Source organism: Macrococcus epidermidis (genome assembly GCF_003259695.1).
Lineage (GTDB): Bacteria > Bacillota > Bacilli > Staphylococcales > Staphylococcaceae > Macrococcoides > Macrococcoides epidermidis.
On sequence record NZ_PZJH01000015.1, the window covers coordinates 1 to 5,553 of the forward strand.

Consider the following 5,553-nt stretch of genomic DNA (forward strand, 5'->3'; position numbering starts at 1 on the left):
TATCCCAGAAAAATTCTAGATTACGAAACACCTAAATACCTGTTTCTGAAGTCACTAAAATCCGAAGGAATATTAAGTGAACCATTAAGCTACTATCTCAATTAATTTGGATGTTGTGGCTAACTTGCAATTGAAATTTTCGTTAAATTTTTTTAATATAAATAAAAAATCACTAGTGTTGCATAAAAATAACGTAACCTTCGGTTATGAATTGAATTTTCTAAAAATTAATTTTCTGTATAAAAAAATTCCTTTATAATGGTTGGAAGTAGTAATACTCATCCAAATCCAAAAATAAAGGAACAACCTATGGATAAGTTTACTAGAAAATCATCATTTGAACAATGGATATCTCCTATTGATTTTAAAAAAATTTCAAAGCAAGTAACAATTCTTAATTTAGATCACTACACAAAGAAGTTAAACACATTATCTTTTATTAGGCTGCTATTATTTTCACAGTTAGTTGAAAGTGAAAGTTTAAGAGCTATAAGTGATAGTGTCTTTTCAGAAGAACTACAGAAAACCATTGGTTTTACTTCAATAAGCTATTCTCAATTAAGCAGGAAATTAGCAGAAGTACCGACTGAAATCTTTCAAAATATATTTTTGGAGTTACTCAATCAAATTCACTGTAAAAATAATTTCAGTCAAAAGAGAAAATTGACAACACCTTTGAAGATAATTGATTCCGGCACATTACCGCTAAACTTACGTAATCATCGATGGGCAAAATTTCGTAAAACAAAATCAGGTGTCAAATTACATATGAGACTTGTTCATATGCTTGATTATGATAGTTATCCGGATAATTTTTATATAACAAATGCTTGTGAAAATGACCAAAATCATCTAGAACTGTTTGTTGATGACAAAGAGTGTCTTTACGTCTTTGATAGAGGTTATGTTAATTATCAAAGGTTTGATGAAATGACTGATGATGGTTACTTTTTTGTATCACGTCTTCGTAAAAATGCAGTACATCGAGTGATTAGAACATTTGAAGTCAATGAAAACAGTCATATAATCTCAGATCAGATGGTTGTCGTTGGTACCATATTAAACAGAAGTGAAAACTATTTTAGAAGAATACTGGTAAAAGACTCATCAGGTAATGAATTAGTCTTAATCACAAATAGATTTGATTTATCTCCGGAGGAGATTGGTGAAATATATAAATCTCGTTGGTCGATTGAACTATTCTTCAAATGGATTAAGCAACATTTAAACGTTAAAACATTCTATGGCCATTCTGAAACAGCTGTAGCTAATCAGGTCTATATTGCGATGATAGTTTACTGCTTAAATGTAATTACTAAATTAAGTACAAATAGTAAAAAAATATACTCCAAATTACACGGTTACTTAAAGCTTCAATATGGAAAAGTAGCCATCTATGGATATGAAGAATCAGTGATAACGTACCTTAACACAAATATATTTTATCACTATGCCAATGGAAATTTTATAGTCAAAAAAATGGATGATTACTACCTTTAATCAGGTTTTTTCAATTTTTAAATTTTCGAAGAAAAATTAGTTTCAGAAATTTCAGTCTTTATTTATGCAACACTAGTGATAAAAAATATAAATATAATTATTTTACTTTTAGTTTAAAATGTTACATAATACAACTGTATCGAAATATTTTTATATCTTAAACAATACAAAAATCATTGGAGGATAATAATTTATGAAATGATTATATATTCATTTATAAGAAGAAATGAACATTTTCAATTTTAAAACAGTAATTATTTACCAGAATGATATTAAAAGTAAAAGTAGACAAATAAAATTAAAATGTCTCTTTTTAATATTTTGGGTAAAATTTATAATATTTATTATAGATTTTTAATATTCAATATTTAAAAAATTATTGAATATTAAACAATTTTCTTATAGGAGGAAAATATGAAAAGAAAACCAAACAACAAGCGCTATGATTTTATTTCAAATCGTTTGAACAAGTACTCGATCAGAAAGTTTACGGTAGGTACTACATCAATCCTGATCGGTTCGTTAATGTTCTTAGGCAATTCGGCTGATGCAGCTGAAACGACTACGACAACAACGGATACGACGGCAACACCATCAACTGATAGCCCTACGACCGAAGCCCCAACAATAGAAGCTGTGACAACAGAAGCTCCGACTACAGAAGCCCCAACAATAGAAGCTGTGACAACAGAAGCTCCGACTACAGAAGCCCCAACAACAGAAGCTCCGACTACAGAAGTGGTGAACACTCCAGTACAAGCACAAAACTTAGAGTTTAATGCAGACAATACTGAATTAACTGGTATTGCTACATCTGGACAAGTAGTTGAATTACACTTAGCGGATGGAACAATCGAAAAAACAGTAGTAGATACGGATGGTACTTTTATTTTCCGTAGTTTAACTGTGGCAAGTGAAGAAGTTGTATCAGTTATCACAGTTGACGGAGACGTTAAGAGTGAAGCTGTAAAAGTTACTGCAAATAAAATTGTAGAAGCTACAACAGAAGCGCCAACAACAGAAGCGCCAACAACAGAAGCAGCAACAACAGAAGCTCCGACAACAGAAGCTCCGACAACAGAAGCTGCAACAACAGAAGCCCCTACAACGGAAGCACCAACGACAGAAACACCTGTAGCGGATGCACCAATTACAGCAGCTACAACTGCAATCGAATCAGCAGTGTTAACACCAGATACAGCAACGGTTGACCAAACAACTGCGAAGTTAAACACTTTATCAACACCTGAAGAGAAGAAAGCAGTATTAACTGACTATCTTGTACAGAATACAGGTGTGACTCAAGATGCAGCAGTAGCTCAACTTGATACTTTAAATCTTGATTATACCAACTTAACATCAGATGAATTAATGGCAGCTTTATTACAAGCGATTGCTACGCAGCAAGATGCGACAACAGTTGCAGCAACGCCGGTTAGTCTATCAACTACATCATTCAACAATATGGATTCAATTAATTTAGATATTAATGGACCTATCCAAACATTAGTTGCAGCAGGTACTAGAACCCTTATAGAATCAGATGCAGTAAAGAATGGTTACATTAACTCTGCTACGGATGCAACAAATGCTTATGCCACATTATCAGGACGTGCTTGGGAAGTAGATTCAGGTACACCTTCTACGATGGCGAATGGTTTAACAGCTGTACCTGAGGGCACAAAAGTTTATATGCAATGGATTGATGGAGACGGTGCCGTATCTCCTATTTATATGGCAAGTACAACAAACCATCTTTCTTCTGTTGACGGAAGTCAAGTAGGCCCTGGCTTTTATGCGTTTGATTTACGTACACCGTGGGTTGATTCAAATGGCAAAGAACATATCTATCATGCAGTAGGAGATCAACAATATAAGCTTTGGATTCAAGATTATACGACAATTAACGGTAATGTCATGACAATGTTCCGACAAGCAGGTGGATTCTACCCAGGTTCATTCGTAAATTCTGCTACAGCTTATAACTTAGGGCAGTTCCCACTACTCGGAACAAATATGCAGCGTACAGGTATATATATGTATGAGGAGCAAAAAGGCGATTATATGACTAAACCACAATCAGAATGGATAGTCGATACTGCAGGTCCTTTAGCATCACCATCAGTATCACTTCAAGCGAAGAATTCAGTTTCTGGTAAAGTATGGATTGAAACGGGTGCGGGTGACTATGCAAACTCTGGAACTGGCCCTAATGATAATTTAGCTGATCCACAAGCAGCTGGTTATACCGTGGTGATGTCTTCATTAACAGCAGAAGGTGCGAAAGCATATGAAGCTCAAGTAAATTCATATCCAACATCACAACGTGGAGAAATTGCAAAAGCTTTATTAATTGCGCATCCAGAATATATTTCAGCTACAGTTTCAGGTGTTACAGATGTAAATGGTAAATATACTTTGAGATTCCCAACTGGCACATTGAATACAGATTATATTTATGGTTATGTTGTAGATCCAAGTGGTGTGGTGCAACAGACTTACTCATCATATACAACACCTGAATTTAGAGCGCCAAACTCAAATTTATCATTCACACCACAAACAGCACCAGCACAAAACTTAATTGTAAATCCAATGTGGTATAACGTTAACTTTGCGATTGTTCCACATACAGATATATCGTTAGATGTATTAACATATGATTCAACGACAAATCCTGCTGGACCAGATGTAAGTAAAGTAAATATCGATTTAATTGGTAGTACACAATCACCATTACCATTAAAGATTGAATGGACAAATGGAGCAGGTACTGTTGTTAAATCAGTACCAATTACAGACTTAACACAAGGTGAAATTGATTCGGAACTTGTATTCTCAGACTTAGCAACAGCACCAGTTGATGGTGAAATTTTCACTGCACGTTTATATGAAGGTGAAAATGTAATTTCATCTGATTCATTTATTTATAAGATTACTCAAGCATCAACTAACCAACAAGATTATATTGACACACTAGTAGAACCAGGATTACCAGAACCAACAACAATCGCAGCACCGTTAAATGCAGATGGAATAACACCACCAGCTAAAGATTATGCACCAGCAGATTCAACAACATTACCGGCATGGGCGGTTGTAAATCCAGATGGAACAATCACAGTACAACCAGATGCGACAGTGCCAGCAGGACCAGTAACGATCCCTGTAACAGTAAATTATTTAGATGGCTCATCAGAAGTAATTGATGTTGTGGTAACAGTTGCTCCTACATTAGCAGCTACTTATATTCCAACAGCGGAAGCAATCACGAATCCATATGGAACGGCTACAACTCCTGAACAAGTAATTGGAGCAGTAACAGTTCCTGGTTATCCGACTACAGGAGAACAACCAGTGATTACGATTGATGACCTTACTTTATTACCAGATGGTACTGTTGGTGGAAATGTACTTATTCCAGTAACAGTAACATATCCAGATAAATCAACTGATCAAATTAATGTATCTGTAACTACAGAAATGGATTTAGTTGCACCAGCAATTACAATTGATTCAATCAAAGCTGGGGATATTACAGTTAAGGGAACTAGTGAACCAGATAGTGAAGTGACTGTAATTCTTGAAGATGGAACAACGATTGTAACAAAAACAGATCAAGCAGGAAATTGGTCGGTTACTGTACCAACGATTACTGCAGGCGAGACAATTCAAGCTATTTCTCAAGATGCAAACTACAATGTTTCTGATCCGGTTAGTGCTACTGCACCGATAGTTTTACAAGCGACAACAGCACCAGGAACAGGTGTAGAAGGTCAACCAGTACCAGCAGGTCAACAGGTAGTAACACCGAATGTATCAGGTTCAACGATTACATCGACGCCAGTGAATGGTATTTCAGTGGATGGAACAGGTCAGTTAACGGGAACGCCGACAGGCTTAACATGGAGTAACGACCCGACAGCACCGAACTACGAAACACAGACGGTAACGATTCCAGTTACAGTAACGAATGGTACACAAACAGAGACAGTGGATGTCCTGGTAACAGTTCAACGTGATACAGATGGCGATGGTATTCCGGATGTAACA

1 protein-coding gene and 1 pseudogene are annotated in these 5,553 nt (G+C 35.6%); both read left to right on the forward strand.

The annotated features are described in order from the left end of the window. The first annotated feature begins 309 nt into the window (after positions 1-309). Positions 310-1,406 (forward strand): annotated as a pseudogene (locus BHU61_RS13165) (IS4 family transposase). Positions 1,407-1,914: 508 nt separating this feature from the next. Further along, positions 1,915-5,553 (forward strand): Ig-like domain-containing protein (locus tag BHU61_RS13170; RefSeq protein ID WP_146608877.1); only part of this gene is annotated, 3,639 nt, incomplete at its 3' end.